Genomic DNA, 15,102 nt, shown 5'->3' with positions numbered 1-15,102 from the left:
TATTTTTTGTTTTACACCCCACCCCGTATTTTTGCGCAACTTTTTAAACAGGGAAATCATGGCAAAGACCAAGAAAACCGCCAAGGCAGCAAAGAAAACCGCTTCCAAGGCAAAAGCTAAGAAGGCAGCTCCTAAAGCTAAGAAGGTGGCTAAGAAGCCTGCTCCGAAAAAAGCAGCTAAGCCGGTTGCCAAAAAGGCGGTAAAAAAGGTAGCTAAAAAGGCAGCGCCAAAGCCTGTTGAAAAGAAGGTTGTGGCACCTAAAAAGTCGCCTTCGGTAAAAGTTGCTGAAAGACCGGCTGTTCCAAACCTGAATACATTTTTCCCTCCGATTACACAGCGCCCCATCGCGCATAAGCCAGCAAAGAAAATATCAGTTCCCGAAGACAAAACACGTTATTCGGATGAAGAACTTAAGGAATTTGAAACCCTGATCCTGGAAAAACTGGAGAAGGCCCGTGGTGAATACAAAATTTTGAAAGAGACCCTGAATCGCAATAATGATGAGGGCACGGATGCAACATCTGGTGGAAATACCAAAGTGTTGGAAGATGGAGCGGAAACGGCCGAAAAGGAAAACCTCAGTCAGCTGGCTGCACGTCAGCAGAAATATATCACGAATTTGGAGAACGCTTTGGTGCGTATTAAGAATGGAACCTATGGCATTTGCTCGGTTACCGGAAAGCTAATACCAAAGGAGCGCTTGATTGCCGTGCCGCACACTACGCAATCCATTGAGGCTAAAATGATGAAGAAAGACTAACGTGGATTTTCTTCAGAACCATATTGAAGCATTGATTTTCTGCTCGCCTACCCCGGTAAAGCTGGCCGATATAAAATCATGTCTTTCGGAAATGTTCAATGCGGATGTTCCCGAAGAGGATATTGTAAACGCCATCAAACGATTGGAAGACAAATTTCTTTCCGAAGAATTTTCATTTCAATTGAATAAAGCCGGTGGCGGTTATCAGTTTTTAACCAAGCCTGCTTATCAGAGCAGCATCGCCATCCTGTTGAAGCAGCAATCAAAAAAGAGATTGTCTACTTCAGCGATGGAAACGTTGGCCATCATCGCCTACAAGCAACCCATTTCAAAAACGGATATTGAAAACATTCGTGGTGTAAACTGCGATTATGCCGTTCAGAAATTACTGGACAAAGGATTGGTGGAGATTAAAGGCAAGGCCGAGACCATCGGAAGACCCATGTTGTATGGCACGTCACCGAAGTTCATGGAATATTTTGGCATCAACGATCTGGCAGACCTGCCGGTGCCAAAAGATTTTACCAGCGAGATAAACGTAATTGGCGAGAGCACAGATTTAAAAGAACCCGATGCGCAAGCGTAATACATCGGGCCCCGCGCGCGGCAAAAGTGACCGCTCCTTAGGCAAAAAATCATTTGATAAACCAACTGGTTCACGTTTTTCGAAAGGAAGCAAAAGAGATTCATCTGATGATGAGAAGCGTCCGTTTAGAAAGAAAGACAGCACCACCTCGTTTGGAAAAAGTGGAGAACGCAAAGGAAGGTCGTTCGATAAACCGAAAGGCTCAGGTTTTTCAAAGTCGGAACGAGGCTCTTCTTCTGACTCACGTTCTTTCAGAAAGAAAGACAGCACCACTTCTTTTGAAAAAGGAGGAGAGCGCAAAGAAAAATCTTTCGACAAACCAAAAAGCACAGGCTTTTCAAAATCAGTAAGAGGAAGTTCATCCTCCTTTGAAAGAGGAGATGATCGCAGAAAAAAATTCTCCAAGTCCGGATCATCTTCGTTTTCATCTCAGCCTGCAAAGCCTAGAAGAAAAGATGAAGCAGGCGAACAGCCGCGTGGCTTTTTCAACAAGCAGAAGTTTAATCGAAACAAGCCCGGAAAATATTCTTCAAAGAAAGAAGAAGCACCAACTATTGCGAACACAACGGGTAAAATCCGGCTTAACCGCTACATCGCCAACAGCGGCATTTGTTCCAGGCGCGAAGCAGATGAACGCATTAAGTTGGGACTGGTTTCAGTAAACGGAAAAGTGATTACTGAAATGGGCTTTCTGGTAAGCCCCGGTGATGATGTTCGCTATGAAAGCAAAAAGCTTCAGGCCGAAAAGCCGGTGTATATTTTAATGAATAAACCAAAAGGCTACCTCACCACCACCAGCGATCCGCAAGAGCGCAACACTGTAATGCACATCATTGGTAACGCAGTGAAGGAGCGCATTTATCCGGTTGGCCGCCTCGACCGAAATACAACAGGCTTGTTGCTGTTCACCAACGATGGTGATCTTGCCGATAAACTCTCGCATCCTTCATACAACGTGAAGAAGATTTACAAGGTGGAGTTGAGTCGTCCGCTTACGAAGAATGATTTTCAAAAAATACTGGACGGTGTTCAGTTGGAAGAAGGCCGTGCTATGGTTGATGACCTGGCCATTGTTTCGGATGATGGAAAGACGGTGGGCATTGAATTGCACATTGGCTGGAACCGTGTAGTACGTAGAATTTTTGAAAAACTGGAATACGAGGTGGTTAAGCTTGACCGCTCCGTGTACGCAGGACTTGATAAGAAGGATTTGCCGCGTGGCCATTTTCGCCACCTCACCAAAGAGGAAATTATTCGGCTAAAACATTTACAATAGACTCAGGCGTCCAGAAGGGTAATGGTAAAGGTACTGCCAGCACCATACTCCGATTTTACCTCAATTTTTCCGTTGATTTTTGCTAAGGCTTCTTTCACAATGTAAAGACCAAGGCCTGTACCCTCTACACCTGTTTCGGCACGGTAAAACATATCGAAAATTTTTGGAAGCGCTTCTTTTGGAATCCCCCTGCCGTTGTCCTCAACTTCAATGCGAACATTTTTTCCGGTGCGCTGAAAGGCAACATGAATAAATGGATTTTCCTGGTTGATGTTGTGATACTTCACTGAATTAGCAATGAGGTTACTCAAAACGATTTTCATCTGAATGTAATCAGAGACAAAGTGATCATCCGTTTTCTCCGTATAACGCAGTGAGATGTCTGGGGCATTGTGGTTGAACTTCACATCGGCTATTGTGTCCTTTAATAAATCATCAAAGCGAATGGATTCAATTTTAAGATCAAGCTTTTTACTTCGCGAAAGTTTGAGAATATCACTGATAACCAGGTCGAGCTTTTTAATGCGCTCTTCGATCATGGTCATGTATCGAAGTGCAGTTTCATCCGTGAGCTCAAGCTTTGCCACGTTGGTAATGCCAAGAATAGATGCAATGGGCGATCGCAAATCGTGCGAGGTGCTATACAGAAAGCTGTCCAATTCTGAATTGATTTTACTAAGCCGGTCGCGCTCATCTTCCAGCAACCAAAGCACCATGCCCAATCCTGACAGGGTAATGAGCAAAAGTTCAACCATGCCAAAGAAAAACGGAAAACTGAAAGTACCCCCAAAGTAGTTGAAGATCACAACGGTGAAATAATAACAATACGTAACTCCATAAAGCAGGAATGCCACAATCAGCAAGCGTTGACCAATCCCTTTTTTAAACAGCGGACTTCGCCACGCCAATATGCCCGCGCATAAAAAACTAAATGCTATAACGAGGTATCGCGTCCCAATACGTAACACATAACGATTCAACGAACCCTGAACACCATCAGCATCATGAAAAACCCAAATGGTTAAGAAACTTAGCCCCACAACGACAGCCGCCCAACCCATCAGAAATTTTAGCCGGAAGGCAGTGCCCCGAAAAAGCTCAAAAAGACCAATCAGTAGAAAAAAAGCGTGTAGGAAAATGCCTGCCTGGGCCACGAAAGAGGAAGCCAGTTTAAACCCCTCAGTTAGTTGAGCGTTGTACAGTGTCGTTAGCCCTACGGAAAAAACAGATACGGCAAAACTGCCAAAGCTTAATGCCCACGTTTTCAGGTAGAGCCTTTTATAAATGTGGGCAAAGTACAGGAAGGCAATTACAATAACGGCAGCAATCAGTCCCTCGGCCAGGTAGGTGGTCGCAATGCGTGCGGTAACTTCATTGACGGAGCGGTCAAGCATGGCTGGCCTTCAATTTGGGTATAAACAAAAAAACCCCAGCATGCTAACTGAGGTTTATTAAGTGGTGACGGAGGGAATTGAACCCCCGACACAAGGATTTTCAGTCCTTTGCTCTACCAACTGAGCTACGTCACCAGTAAAATGAACAATCCTGAGGGTAAATCAGGGGCACAAAAGTATGTAAATTTACATTCGGTGCAAAACCCCGGTGTATTTTTGGATTTGAGCATTTTCAGAATTAACTATCACGTATGATTCAACAGGTAGTATTTGCGATCGTTCTGCTGGGCTTCTCCTTCTTTATTGCAAGACGGATTGGCGGGATTAAAAGAGGTATCCAACTGGGCAAGCAAACCCCGTTAACAAGCGACTCTTCTGCACGGTGGAAAAATGTGTTGCTCATCGCTTTCGGACAGAAGAAGATGTTCAAGCGGTTTATTCCAGCAGTGCTGCATTTTTTCATTTATGCCGGGTTTTTAATCATCAACCTGGAGGTATTGGAATTTATAATTGATGGACTGGCCGGAACGCACCGATTTTTTGCGCCTTACCTGGGATCAATCTACCCGGTGTTGATGAATGTGTTTGAATTTTTGGCGGTGGCGGTTCTGCTGTCGTGTGTATTTTTCCTCATCCGAAGAAATGTGTTGAAAGTTCCACGGTTCTGGTCGGCTGAAATGACAAGCTGGCCAAGGCTGGATGCCAACACCATTCTTGTTGTAGAGATTGTGCTCATGTTTGCCATCTTAACCATGAACGCAACCGATCAATTGCTACAATCCCGTGATGCGCATTATACGGCAACGGGTTCACTATTCTTCAGCAGCTTTTTAATGCCGGTTTTTGAAAACCTCGAAACCGGTTCATTGATATTGGTGGAGCGTTTTGCGTGGTGGTTTCACATTGTAGGCATACTGGGGTTTGCATTGTATGTAACCTACTCCAAGCATCTCCATATTTTTATGGCGTTTCCAAACACCTATTATGCACGACTTGAGCCGAAAGGTCAGATTCACAACATGCCTGTGGTAACACAAGAAGTTAAGTCGATGTTGGGTTTGGCAGAAGCTTCGGCCACACCACCAACTGAACCGGGTCGGTTTGGAGCGAAAGATGTTAACGATTTATCGCGCGTAAATTTAATGGCTGCCTTTTCGTGTACCGAATGTGGAAGGTGTACATCAGAATGTCCGGCTAATCTTACCGGGAAGAAACTTTCACCGCGCAAGATCATGATGGACACACGCGATCGCGTGGAAGAAGTAATTAAAAATGGTGGCAAGTTGGATGATGGTAAATCGTTGCTGGGCGATTACATCACCAAAGAAGAAATTAATGCGTGCACCAGTTGCAACGCCTGTGTGGAAGCTTGCCCGGTTATGATTAATCCGTTGGATATCATTATTGAGTTGAGGCGCTATGTGGCTATGGAAGAATCCGGATCACCTGCATCCTGGAACTCCATGTTTCAAAACATTGAAACCAATTTTGCTCCGTGGAAATTTGCATCGAGCGATCGGTTTAACTGGGCAAAAGATCAGGCATGAAATCGCCATCAGCAAAACGGACCAATAGCGTGATAATTAGCATGGCGATTCCATGTGACTACTTTCAAACAATTATTAGCGCATGAAAAATTTGTTTAACCCAACCGATGCCCAGGAAATTCTAACGCGGATTGAAAAACTCACTCCGCAAACACAACGCCTGTGGGGAAAGATGGATGTGGCGCAAATGTTGGCGCATTGTTCCATTCTGTTGCGCATCGCACGCGGATTGGATAAACCCAAACGTAGTGTGTTGGGTATTTTGTTAGGCTGGGCGGTTAAGGATAAATTTTTTGGTGCAAAGCCTCATCCGAAGAACAGTCCGACAGGAAGAAATTTAATTGTTGCCGATCAAAAAAAGTTTGAAGAGGAAAAAGAGAAACTGATCAATCATATAAAAGCATTTGCAGCAGGTGGTCCTGAAGCATGCACAAAACATCCGAATCCTTTCTTTGGAAAATTAACTCCCGAGGAATGGGCACGCGGACAGTACAAACACCTCGATCATCACCTGCAACAATTTGGAGTTTAAAATTCTGACTACATGAATGTACCAACACTGGCTGAACTTACGGCAAAAGGCGAATCACCTGAAATTTTATTTTGGGTTGGTTGTGCCGGATCATTTGATGATCGCTACAAGCGTGTTACAAAAGCGTTTGTAAAAATTATGCAAGCACTGGAGATAAAATTTGGTGTGTTGGGTACAGAAGAATCCTGCACGGGTGATCCGGCCCGCAGGGCTGGCAATGAATTTCTGTTTCAAATGCAGGCCATGAGCAACATACAAGTGTTGAATGGATATGGCGTAAAAAAAATTGTTACGGCTTGTCCGCATTGCTTCAATACGCTTAAAAATGAATACCCAGAATTAGGCGGTAACTATGAGGTGATCCATCATTCCACCTTTCTGCAGCAATTAATCAATGAAGGAAAAATCAAATTGAAAGATGGTCACGCATTTAAAGGAAAGAAAATAACCTTTCACGATTCATGCTACCTTGGCCGCGCCAACAATATTTATGAAGCGCCCCGCGAAGTATTGGAAGCGCTGGATGCAGACCTGGTAGAGATGAAGCGTTGCCGAACCACCGGCTTGTGTTGTGGCGCAGGCGGTGCACAAATGTTTAAGGATGCCGAGAAAGGTAAAAAGGAAATTAATACAGAGCGTACCGAGGAAGCACTGGCAACCGGTGCCACCACCGTGGCCGTGGCTTGTCCGTTTTGCATGACCATGATGACCGATGGGGTGAAAAGCAAGGAAAAAGAAGCTGAGGTGAAGGTGAAAGACCTGGCCGAACTTATCGCAGAGGCCAACGGTTTATAAAATTAAGATCTAAAAAAATGTTTGTACCCTTTGAAACACTCCCCGATTCAGCACGCGTTTGGATTTATCAGTCCAATCGGGCTTTTAAACCGGAGGAGGTAAATACAATTTCAACTGCGCTCCAGGCGTTTACCACTAACTGGACTGCGCACAATCAACCGCTTAAAACATCGTTTCAGGTATTACACGATTATTTTATTGTGTTGGCTGTGGATGAAGCGCACCATGAGGCCAGTGGCTGTTCGATTGATTCATCGGTGCACGTGATCAGGCAATTGAGCCAGCAAACCGGAATTGATTTTTTTGAACGCACCAACGTGGCCTTGTTGCTGGATGAAAAGGTTTGTTTGATCAAGTTGCCGGAGTTGAAACAAGCGTACGAAAACGGAGTTTGGAATAGCCAGACAACCGTGTTCGACAATACCGTGTTGACCAAAGGTGATTTTGATAGGCGATGGAAGTCCCCTGCAGGCGAGACCTGGCTTAAACGCTACCTCAGTAAGGCCGCAGTTTAAACCGAAATGGGTTATTCTTTTTTTTGTAGCTTTAACGCTTAGTCGGATAGATTATGAGGTTTGTAGTATTTTTTGCAGCGGCCCTCCTGTTTGCAGGCTGTAGTGTGGAGAAAAAAGCCACGAAAGCTTTCGTGCGCGGAGAGTATCAAAACGCCATCGACTTGTTCAAAAAGAGCAAGCCCAAAGATCAGGCGAAAGCCAATTATTTTGTGGCGGAATCGTATCGGCTATCCAACCGCGCAAAAGAAGCGGAACAATATTATGCCAAAGCAGGTGGTGCGGGTGTTGACAAAGACTCAGTAAAGTTTTTCTACGCTCAATCGCTGAAGGCAAACGCCAAATACAGCGAAGCGCGCGCGCAGCTGGAAACGCTCATTCAACAAACTTCAAATGAAAAACTGAAAGATCGGGCTGAAGCAGAACTGAATGGACTGGAGTATCTGAATAACCTGCGTAACAAGCCAAGTTATTACCGTGTAAAAAATCTGGATTTGCTTAACACGCCAGCCAGTGAGTACGCACCCGTTTACCTGAATAACGAATTGTATTTTACCTCATCGCGTGGCGATGGAAAAATTTACGAAGCAGAAGGAAAGCCCTTCACTGCCATTTATAAAGTTACCACCCGCGGAGCCAACGTTGATGTAGCTACCATTCAACCCTTACCACAAGGCATCAATGATGATTTTAGAAACGTAGGTTGCCCCGCATTCACTCCCGATGGCCGCACGATGGTGTTTGCCATGGGCAACACCCGCAAGAAGAAGGGGGGCGCGGATGTGGATTTGTACATCTCGCGTTTCAGAAATGGGGTTTGGGGAGAGCCACAACGCTTGAATGTAAACACACAGTTTAAAGACGAGTTTGATCCCGTTGCCCGCAACAACAGTTGGGATTCATCTCCTGCTTTTTCGCAGGATGGCCGCACCATGTACTTTGCTTCCAACAGGCCTGGTGGCTATGGTGGCACCGATTTATACTCGGCACAGATGGATTCACGTGGAAGATTTTCACGCGTGCGCAATCTGGGACCGGAGATCAACACAGCCGGTAATGAATTGTTCCCTTATGTGGCTGAAGATGCCAAGCTTTACTTTGCTTCCGATGGACATCCTGGCTTTGGCGGTTTGGATCTTTTTGTGGTGAAACGTGCCAGTGGTAAAACGACCATTGAAAACCTGGGCGAACCCATGAACTCGCCTGCCGATGATTTTGGAATTTTTCTCTTCCGCCCGGATCGCGGGTTCTTTACCTCCAACCGTGAAGATGGAAAGGGCGATGACGACATCTATACCTTTGTTAATGAAGATCCAAACCTGAAGGTAGTGAACTACTACCTGGCCGGAGTTACCTACACACCTACCAGCGACAGCACACGCGCCATCTTGCCGAACGTAAGAGTCTCCATGTTGGATGGTGAGGGCAGCATCATGCAGGATTACGTAACCGGTGATGATGGGAAGTTTCTTTTCCGTGTGTATGAAAATGAAGATTATACTTTAGTTGGTGAAACTGATGGTTACCTGGTGAAACGACAAGACTACACCACGCGTGGCAAGTCTGTTGACCCAAGTACGTTGAAAGAAATGATCACCAACATCACGTTGGATACCATTCTGGTGCTGGATAAAATTGAGATCAATAAAATATTTGTACTTGAAAATATTTATTTCGATTTCGATAAGTATGACATTCGCCCAGACGCTGCACGGGAGTTAGATAAGCTTGTTCAATTGCTGATCGACAACCCGGAAATTAAAATTGAAATGGGGTCGCATACCGATAGTGTAGGTTCATTGGTATATAACTATGAACTGTCAAAGAACCGTGCAGAATCTACCGTGAAATACCTGATCTCAAAGGGCATTGCACCCGACCGGCTTACGGCAAAAGGCTACGGTGAAGAAGTACCCATTGCGCGCAACACCAATCCGGATGGAACGGATAATCCGGAAGGCCGCGCACGAAACCGTAGAACAGAATTTAAAATTCTGGAAGTGGGTGTTATGCCCAAGCCCCTCAGCGAAGATGAGTTTGACGAAGACAAGTATTTCCGAAAGGGAACGGAGTTGAAGAAGGGTGGGAATTGAGGACGAACAGCTATTAATTTAATTGAGGAATGCCGGTATTACAGCCGGCATTTTTTGTAGTATCTTTTCTAACTTTGGCCACCTTTAAATCATTTGTATTATGACCTATCGCATTGAGAAAGACACCATGGGCGAGGTACAGGTGCCCGCTGATAAATACTGGGGCGCGCAAACTGAGCGTTCACGCAACAATTTTAAAATCGGGCCCGAGGCCAGCATGCCAAAAGAAATCATTTATGCTTTTGGTTATTTGAAAAAAGCTGCGGCTATGGCCAATCATGAACTCGGTGCGCTTTCGGCCGATAAAAAGGATCTGATCGCCAAAGCGTGCGATGAAATTATTGCCGGCAAGCTCGATGATCAGTTCCCGCTAGTCATCTGGCAAACCGGTTCAGGTACACAAAGCAACATGAATGCGAATGAAGTGATTGCCTATCGTGCGCATGTGCTGAGTGGTGGGAAATTAACGGATGACAAAAAAGTGTTACATCCCAATGATGATGTAAACAAATCACAATCCTCAAACGATACCTTCCCTACCGCCATGCACATTGCAGCCTACAAGCAGGTGGTGGAGATCACCTTACCGGGCATGAAAAAACTTCGCGATACGCTTGCGAAAAAATCGGCAGCATATAAAAATATTGTGAAGACGGGCCGCACGCATTTTATGGATGCAACCCCGCTTACACTTGGTCAGGAGTTTTCGGGTTACGTGCAGCAGATCGACAACAGCATCCGCGCCATTAATAATGCGTTGGAGATGGTGCTTGAACTGGCGCTTGGCGGAACCGCGGTAGGTACTGGTCTCAATACACCTAAAGGTTACGATGTATTGGTCGCAAAGAAAATTGCTGAGTTAACCGGCTATCCGTTTGTTACCGCACCAAACAAGTTTGAGGCGTTGGCAGCGCACGATGCCATGGTTGAGTTATCGGGCGCGTTGAAGCGTGCAGCGGTGGCACTGATGAAAGTAGCTAATGACATCCGCATGTTAAGCTCTGGACCGCGTTGCGGCATCGGTGAAATCATCATTCCGGATAACGAACCGGGCTCATCCATTATGCCGGGTAAAGTAAATCCCACACAACCGGAAGCATTAACCATGGTATGTGCACAGGTTATCGGCAATGATGTGGCCGTTTCGATTGGCGGGGCAACCGGCCATTTTGAGTTGAACGTGTTCAAGCCGGTGATTGCCGCAAACGTACTGCAATCGGCTCGTCTGTTGGGTGATGCGTGTGTTTCATTCAATGATAAATGTGCAGAAGGCATTGAGCCAAATGAGGCGATTATTCGCCAACATTTGGAGAATTCATTGATGTTGGTAACAGCATTGAATACGCATATTGGCTATGAAAATGCCGCTAAAATTGCCAAGAAGGCACATAAGGAAAACAAGACCCTGCGTGAAGCTGCTGTTGAGTTGGGCTTGCTTACATCGGAGCAGTTTGATGAGTGGGTGCGGCCCGAGAAGATGGTGGGAAGCCTTTAAAGTAGGAATTTCAAAATAATTTGTACTTTTAATAAACTTTTTAAACTAGAACAATGAAAAAATTAGCACTACTCTTCTGTATGGCTTTACTTTTTGCGGGCACGCAATCTTTCGCCCAGCTTTCCAAGCAGGAAAAAAAGGAGTGGAAGAAAAAAGCCAAGGAATACGCCAAGAACCCTGCTAACCTGAAGCAGTTTGTAGAAGATAAGCAAACAGCCGACAACCAGGTAGCCACGCTGAACAAGCGCGTTACGGATCTTCAAAACACCATGAGCAACAAAGATGCGCGCATTGCTGAGTTGGAAGATGAGCTTTCACAAATGCGCGGGCAACTAACTGCCACCCGTGCAGAGTTGGCGCAACTCAAGGAAAACCCCGTGATAAACCCAATGGATTTTTCGCGCGGTGTAGTATTTAAGGTGCAGGTTGGTGCGTTTAAAAACAAAGACCTGTCGAAGTATTTTGACAACAACCCCAATTTTGGTGGCGAAGTAAAAGAGGGCGAACCTCAACGCATCACCATCGGTATTTTCCGCGATTATTGGGAGGCTGATCAGTTTAAAAAATATATGCGCGAAATGGGCGTGAAAGATGCCTGGATTGTGCCTTATAAAGATGGCCAGCGCACTGAAATTAAAGATGTATTGGAAGGCGTAACTGCAGAAAAGCCGAAAACAGAGGAATAAAACATATATTCGTTCGTTAGCAAAAAGCAGCATGATTAATGCTGCTTTTTGTTTTTTATGTTGATCAACTATATTGAGTTTTGTGCGATGAAGCGAATCGGATTCATAGGATTATTAGTGCTGATGACAAGTGCTGCATGGTCGCAGGTGCGGGTAGATAAGCTTGTGATCAAATCCGGAGAGTCATTCGAGTTTGACAATGAAACGGATATTCTGGTTGCCGATACCTTGGTGATGGAAGACTCATCGAAGTTGGTGTTGAACGAACTCAAGCGAGAAAATTTTATACGAGCGAAGGTCGCCATAATTGGAAATGACTGTTACATCCTTGGTGTTGGCATTCATGGTAAGGCAGGTCGTGATGGAAGATCCGGAGTAACACAAGTAGGACCATGTCGCGATGGATCGGATGGAAGCAATGGCGTATCCGGGTTGTCCGGTGGGCCCGGTGTTAACCTGTCGCTCTATGTCGAAAATCTAACCGTTAACGGAAGACTCATCATCGATCTCTCAGGAGGAAATGGTGGCGATGGTGGTGCCGGAGGAAAAGGTGGAGATGGGAGTCCGGGTACGGTTCACTGTAATGGCGGTGATGGTGCCAATGGTGGCAATGGAGGCCGCGGTGGTGATGGCGGACACGGAGGTAACCTGGTAATCAGCAGTGTAAACGCTGATATCATTCGAAACTGGATCGGCACAAAAGTATTGTTCAGAAATTATGGTGGTAAAGCCGGGCAAGGCGGACGAGGAGGATACATAGGCTCAGCCGGATTGGGTCCCAATCGCAGAAACGGTACTGATGGCAAACCCGGTGAGTATGGTGTTAACGGTGTTCGCGGAACCGAAGGAACACTTACATTTGAAATGAATCAGTAAACACATGGAGAAGAAGTGGATATACAAACCTCTTCCTTCAAAAGAGCAGATTGAAGCGCTCGGCAAAGAATTAAACCTTAATCCATACTTAACAACAGTCTTGATTCAGCGTGGCATCACCACACTGCAACAAGCAAAGGATTTTTTCAGGCCATCATTGGATCAGCTTCACGATCCTTTTTTGATGCGCGATATGGAGCAGGCCGTGCAGCGATTAAAGCAGGCACTGGATAATAACGAACAAATTTTAATCTACGGTGATTACGATGTGGACGGAACAACGGCTGTGTCATTGGTGTACAATTACCTACATCGGTTTTATCCGAATTGTTCCATTTACATTCCCGATCGGAACAAAGAAGGTTACGGCATTTCACGTGCAGGTGTAGAGTGGGCGGAAGAGAATAATTTTTCATTGATCATAGCACTTGATTGTGGTATCAAGGCATCGGATATGGTGTTGCTGGCCAATCACAAGGGCATCGATTTTATTATTTGCGATCATCACCTGCCGGATGAAAAAATTCCGAATGCGGTAGCGGTGCTTGATCCGAAACGAAAAGATTGCACGTATCCATACACTGAACTAAGCGGATGTGGGTTAGGGTTTAAGTTGATACAGGCTTACGCAAGGCAGTATCGGAAGGAAGAAGAAGTTTTTGAATACCTTGATCTGGTTGCGGTGAGCATTGCATCCGATATTGTTCCAATTACAGGAGAGAACAGAATACTTACCTATTTTGGATTGCAAAAGCTAAACGAGAATCCGGTACCCGGATTGAAAGCGTTGAAAGAAATTTCTCAACTGAAAAATGAGCTTGATGTTTCGGGTATTGTGTTCACACTCGGTCCACGCATCAATGCAGCCGGTCGTGTAGCGCATGGTAGCGCTGCCGTTGATTTGCTTACCGCCACTTCCGATGAAGAGGCGTTAGAGCTAGCCGAACAAGTTAACACCAAGAATGACCTGCGCAGGGAATTTGATAGCAGCATTACCGAAGAAGCGCTGGCCATGATTGAAGGTGACGAATCACTTCGGGCGGCAAAATCTACGGTACTGTTTAAAAACTCATGGCATAAGGGTGTAATTGGCATAGTTGCTGCTCGGTGTATCGAGAAATATTACCGCCCCACTGTGATCTTAACCGAATCAAACAATAAAATTACCGGATCGGCCCGAAGTGTAAATGGCTTTAACTTGTATGAAGCCATGTTGAGTTGCAGCGATTTGCTGGAGAAATTTGGAGGGCATAAATATGCTGCAGGACTTACCATGGATGCCGGCAACCTGAAAGCTTTTCAAGAGCGGTTTGAAGAAGTGGTGTCGAAATCGATAACCGAAGAAATGCTGACACCGGTTATTGAAATTGATGTACCGATTTTGTTTGACAAAATTACTCCTAAATTTTTAAGCGTGCTTAAACAAATGGCCCCCTTCGGACCGGAAAATCATAAGCCGGTTTTTGAAGCGAGCCGGGTGTACGTGGTGAACGCGCTGTCAAGTTTCAAGGAAAGACACGTTAGATTTTTGGCTGGTCAGGAAGGAAATGAAACCGTGTTTCAGGCAGTGGGTTTTGATCTGGCTGAGTACTACGATCAACTGGCCTCCGGTGATACGTTTAGCATGGTGTTCAACATTGAAGAAAACGTATTCAATGGGAACACCAGTATTCAATTACGCATTAAGGATATTAAATTTGACAACGCATGATTCTTCGGGCAGAAAATCTGGTAAAGAAATATAAGAGCCGTACTGTGGTGGATCATGTATCTGTACAGGTTGGTCAGGGCGAGATTGTAGGATTGCTTGGGCCTAACGGTGCCGGTAAAACCACATCATTCTACATGATTGTTGGTTTGATTAAACCCAACGAAGGCAAAATCTTTCTGGATAGTGAAGACATTACCGCGTTGCCGATGTATCAACGCGCACGAAAGGGTATCGGTTATCTTGCCCAGGAAGCATCGGTGTTCAGAAAGCTTACGGTTGAAGAAAATATTTTATCGGTTTTGGAAATGCGCGAGTTCACCCGACAACAACGGATGGAAAAAGTGGACGAGCTAATCAATGAATTCAGTCTGCATAAAGTGCGAAAAAACCTGGGCATGTCTTTATCCGGAGGTGAGCGCAGAAGGACGGAGATTGCGCGCGCATTGGCAGTAGATCCCAGCTTTGTTTTGTTGGATGAACCGTTTGCGGGGGTTGACCCGATTGCAGTGGAAGAAATTCAATCCATCGTAGCGAAACTGAAAAGTAAAAACATTGGCATTCTTATCACTGATCACAACGTTGATGAAACCCTTTCCATTACCGATCGCGCTTACCTGATGGTGGACGGAAAACTCTTTAAATCCGGAACAGCCGAAGACCTGGCCAGCGATCCGCAGGTACGCAAGGTTTACCTTGGCCAGAATTTTGAGTTGCGCAGGGCCAAAGTGGTGACCCAAAGCAACGATACCTGGACGGACGAATCCTTGTAATTTCAGCCATTTCAGATTCAGCAAAATGCCCTGGCTCTTAACCTGCGTAAGGCCTTTTAATTCATCCTA

14 protein-coding genes and 1 tRNA gene are annotated in these 15,102 nt (G+C 45.4%); 13 read left to right on the top strand and 2 right to left on the bottom strand.

What is annotated here, in order from left to right; translation table 11 throughout:
- Positions 1 to 367 precede the first annotated feature (367 nt).
- Genes QY309_16975 through QY309_16965 form a run of 3 tightly spaced genes read left to right on the top strand, consistent with a single transcriptional unit; the run spans position 368 to position 2,622 of the window.
- A complete protein-coding gene (locus tag QY309_16975; GenBank protein ID WKZ61718.1) occupies positions 368 to 760 on the top strand; it encodes a TraR/DksA C4-type zinc finger protein in 393 nt (130 codons plus the stop codon).
- A 1-nt stretch (position 761) separates the two neighbouring features.
- The gene (gene scpB / locus QY309_16970; GenBank protein ID WKZ59540.1) at positions 762 to 1,346 is read left to right on the top strand and encodes an SMC-Scp complex subunit ScpB; all 585 of its coding nucleotides are present in this window, start codon (positions 762 to 764) and stop codon (positions 1,344 to 1,346) included.
- Positions 1,333 to 2,622, top strand: a complete 1,290-nt coding sequence (locus tag QY309_16965) for a pseudouridine synthase (GenBank protein WKZ59539.1) — start codon at positions 1,333 to 1,335, stop codon at positions 2,620 to 2,622. Before scpB ends, QY309_16965 begins: the two co-directional genes overlap by 14 nt.
- Positions 2,623 to 2,624: 2 nt before the next feature.
- Here QY309_16965 and QY309_16960 read toward each other — a convergent pair whose 3' ends face one another.
- Both QY309_16960 and QY309_16955 read right to left on the bottom strand, forming a co-directional pair.
- Positions 2,625 to 4,016: a HAMP domain-containing sensor histidine kinase gene (locus QY309_16960; GenBank protein WKZ59538.1), complete on the bottom strand. Its 1,392-nt coding sequence runs from the start codon at positions 4,014 to 4,016 to the stop codon at positions 2,625 to 2,627.
- A 62-nt stretch (positions 4,017 to 4,078) separates the two neighbouring features.
- Positions 4,079 to 4,151 (bottom strand) — tRNA-Phe (locus QY309_16955).
- Between the two features lie 116 nt (positions 4,152 to 4,267).
- Between QY309_16955 and QY309_16950 the strand changes: the two genes are divergently transcribed.
- The 10 genes from QY309_16950 to lptB all read left to right on the top strand — a co-directional run bounded on the left by QY309_16950 (position 4,268) and on the right by lptB (position 15,033).
- On the top strand, positions 4,268 to 5,563 hold the full coding sequence (locus QY309_16950) for a 4Fe-4S dicluster domain-containing protein (GenBank protein WKZ59537.1): 1,296 nt from the start codon (positions 4,268 to 4,270) through the stop codon (positions 5,561 to 5,563).
- A gap of 82 nt (positions 5,564 to 5,645) precedes the next feature.
- Positions 5,646 to 6,095 carry a DUF1569 domain-containing protein gene (locus QY309_16945; GenBank protein ID WKZ59536.1) on the top strand — a complete coding sequence of 150 codons (450 nt, stop codon included), beginning with the start codon at positions 5,646 to 5,648 and terminating at the stop codon, positions 6,093 to 6,095.
- Positions 6,096 to 6,107: 12 nt separating this feature from the next.
- Positions 6,108 to 6,890 carry a (Fe-S)-binding protein gene (locus tag QY309_16940; protein ID WKZ59535.1) on the top strand — a complete coding sequence of 261 codons (783 nt, stop codon included), beginning with the start codon at positions 6,108 to 6,110 and terminating at the stop codon, positions 6,888 to 6,890.
- Positions 6,891 to 6,907: 17 nt separating this feature from the next.
- A complete protein-coding gene (locus QY309_16935; protein WKZ59534.1) occupies positions 6,908 to 7,405 on the top strand; it encodes a hypothetical protein in 498 nt (165 codons plus the stop codon).
- 53 nt (positions 7,406 to 7,458) lie between these two features.
- On the top strand, positions 7,459 to 9,495 hold the full coding sequence (locus QY309_16930) for an OmpA family protein (protein ID WKZ59533.1): 2,037 nt from the start codon (positions 7,459 to 7,461) through the stop codon (positions 9,493 to 9,495).
- A gap of 100 nt (positions 9,496 to 9,595) precedes the next feature.
- Positions 9,596 to 10,990, top strand: coding sequence for a class II fumarate hydratase (fumC, locus tag QY309_16925; GenBank protein WKZ59532.1), 1,395 nt, complete (start codon positions 9,596 to 9,598; stop codon positions 10,988 to 10,990).
- Positions 10,991 to 11,043: 53 nt separating this feature from the next.
- A complete protein-coding gene (locus QY309_16920) occupies positions 11,044 to 11,676 on the top strand; it encodes an Ezrin/radixin/moesin family protein (protein WKZ59531.1) in 633 nt (210 codons plus the stop codon).
- An 87-nt stretch (positions 11,677 to 11,763) separates the two neighbouring features.
- Positions 11,764 to 12,552: a hypothetical protein gene (locus QY309_16915; protein ID WKZ59530.1), complete on the top strand. Its 789-nt coding sequence runs from the start codon at positions 11,764 to 11,766 to the stop codon at positions 12,550 to 12,552.
- A gap of 4 nt (positions 12,553 to 12,556) precedes the next feature.
- Positions 12,557 to 14,263 (top strand): single-stranded-DNA-specific exonuclease RecJ, encoded by a 1,707-nt coding sequence (gene recJ / locus QY309_16910; GenBank protein WKZ59529.1) that lies wholly within the window; start codon positions 12,557 to 12,559, stop codon positions 14,261 to 14,263.
- Positions 14,260 to 15,033 carry an LPS export ABC transporter ATP-binding protein gene (gene lptB, locus QY309_16905; GenBank protein WKZ59528.1) on the top strand — a complete coding sequence of 258 codons (774 nt, stop codon included), beginning with the start codon at positions 14,260 to 14,262 and terminating at the stop codon, positions 15,031 to 15,033. Before recJ ends, lptB begins: the two co-directional genes overlap by 4 nt.
- Positions 15,034 to 15,102: the final 69 nt, after the last annotated feature.

It is taken from the genome of Cyclobacteriaceae bacterium (assembly GCA_030584025.1).
Taxonomy (GTDB): Bacteria; Bacteroidota; Bacteroidia; order Cytophagales; family Cyclobacteriaceae; genus UBA2336.
This window is presented reverse-complemented; position numbering and strand designations above follow the sequence as displayed.

What these genes read in the sequence shown, in the direction of transcription:
- fumC (WKZ59532.1), top strand. Translation starts at nt 9,596, where the DNA reads ATGACCTATCGCATTGAGAAAGACACCATGGGCGAGGTACAGGTGCCC.
- QY309_16950 (WKZ59537.1), top strand. Translation starts at nt 4,268, where the DNA reads ATGATTCAACAGGTAGTATTTGCGATCGTTCTGCTGGGCTTCTCCTTC.
- QY309_16915 (WKZ59530.1), top strand. Translation starts at nt 11,764, where the DNA reads ATGAAGCGAATCGGATTCATAGGATTATTAGTGCTGATGACAAGTGCT.
- QY309_16965 (WKZ59539.1), top strand. Translation starts at nt 1,333, where the DNA reads ATGCGCAAGCGTAATACATCGGGCCCCGCGCGCGGCAAAAGTGACCGC.
- QY309_16920 (WKZ59531.1), top strand. Translation starts at nt 11,044, where the DNA reads ATGAAAAAATTAGCACTACTCTTCTGTATGGCTTTACTTTTTGCGGGC.
- QY309_16930 (WKZ59533.1), top strand. Translation starts at nt 7,459, where the DNA reads ATGAGGTTTGTAGTATTTTTTGCAGCGGCCCTCCTGTTTGCAGGCTGT.
- recJ (WKZ59529.1), top strand. Translation starts at nt 12,557, where the DNA reads ATGGAGAAGAAGTGGATATACAAACCTCTTCCTTCAAAAGAGCAGATT.
- QY309_16940 (WKZ59535.1), top strand. Translation starts at nt 6,108, where the DNA reads ATGAATGTACCAACACTGGCTGAACTTACGGCAAAAGGCGAATCACCT.
- QY309_16945 (WKZ59536.1), top strand. Translation starts at nt 5,646, where the DNA reads ATGAAAAATTTGTTTAACCCAACCGATGCCCAGGAAATTCTAACGCGG.
- lptB (WKZ59528.1), top strand. Translation starts at nt 14,260, where the DNA reads ATGATTCTTCGGGCAGAAAATCTGGTAAAGAAATATAAGAGCCGTACT.
- QY309_16935 (WKZ59534.1), top strand. Translation starts at nt 6,908, where the DNA reads ATGTTTGTACCCTTTGAAACACTCCCCGATTCAGCACGCGTTTGGATT.
- QY309_16960 (WKZ59538.1), bottom strand. Translation starts at nt 4,016, where the DNA reads ATGCTTGACCGCTCCGTCAATGAAGTTACCGCACGCATTGCGACCACC.